General features: G+C 57.7%; 1 protein-coding gene and 1 pseudogene. Both read left to right on the forward strand.

Features of this window, described 5'->3' with window-relative positions; genetic code table 11:
- The first annotated feature begins 258 nt into the window (after positions 1-258).
- The gene (gene flgB / locus FS320_RS44185; protein WP_162003657.1) at positions 259-645 is read left to right on the forward strand and encodes a flagellar basal body rod protein FlgB; all 387 of its coding nucleotides are present in this window, start codon (positions 259-261) and stop codon (positions 643-645) included.
- A pseudogene (locus FS320_RS44190) lies at positions 645-788 on the forward strand (flagellar basal body protein); the annotation flags it as partial. The gene flgB and the pseudogene FS320_RS44190, both read left to right, overlap by 1 nt.
- Positions 789-942 lie beyond the last annotated feature (154 nt).

A 942-nucleotide genomic window follows, 5' to 3' on the forward strand; every position in this document is an offset into this window, starting at 1 on the left:
TGCGGATGAAGGGAGTGCATCACGTCCTCCTGCGGTGAGAAGCTCGGCGTCGCAGGCCGTCAAAGCGCCAAGTGTACTCCTCAATGGCGTAACGCACCCGATCCCAACAACGTTCCGCCACCAAACAGGTTAGTCCGATTCTGCAGGCCGCACCTTAGATCGAAAAAATCCCTAATGCCCTGTGATCGGCAGTCAGGTCAGCCTCGTGCAAGGTTGGAGGCTTAAACGCCTCTTTACCATATTCGCCTGGAGACTCCTGTGACGGCACCTGTCTATCTGTTCGATTTGGCATCGCGACAGGCTCAGTGGCTAGCCGCTCGCCAAACGACAATTTCCGGAAACGTCGCCAACGCCAACACCCCCGGCTATCGGGCCAGGGATGTGGAGCCTTTCGCCGACGTTCTGGACAAAACCAAGCTGACCATGGCTGCGACGAATGACGGTCATATCGGCTTCGCCCCGTCGAGAGCCGAGGCGAGCAAGGTCAAAAAAGCGGATAGTTGGGACACGGTGTATTCCAAGAACTCCGTCAGCCTTGAACAGGAACTCATCAAGTCCGGTGAAGTCAACCGGCAGCATTCCTTGAACACAAGCATCGTCAAGTCATTCCACCGGATGCTGATGTCGAGCGTGAGGACTTCGTAATGATCGATCCCTTAGTTGCATCCAGCAAGCTGTCGAGTTCCGGTCTGGAGGCTCAATCAGCCCGCCTCCGGGTCATTTCGGAGAACGTCGCGAATGCGCAATCGACGGGCCGCACGCCCGGTTCCGATCCATATGTAGCGCGACGCGCGAATGTGTGAGTAAGGCGACGGCCAGATTTACGAGATGTCGCCTCCGGTTGAAGTCGACCTACCGTGTCACGGGACGACACGGAGGAGCGCATGAGCCGGCTCGATCAGGAGGCTCGCATGACTATCAAGGCATTGGCGGCGCGGGGAG

Origin of the sequence: Microvirga tunisiensis, from assembly GCF_009296175.1 — a bacterium.
GTDB classification, from domain to species: domain Bacteria; phylum Pseudomonadota; class Alphaproteobacteria; order Rhizobiales; family Beijerinckiaceae; genus Microvirga; species Microvirga tunisiensis.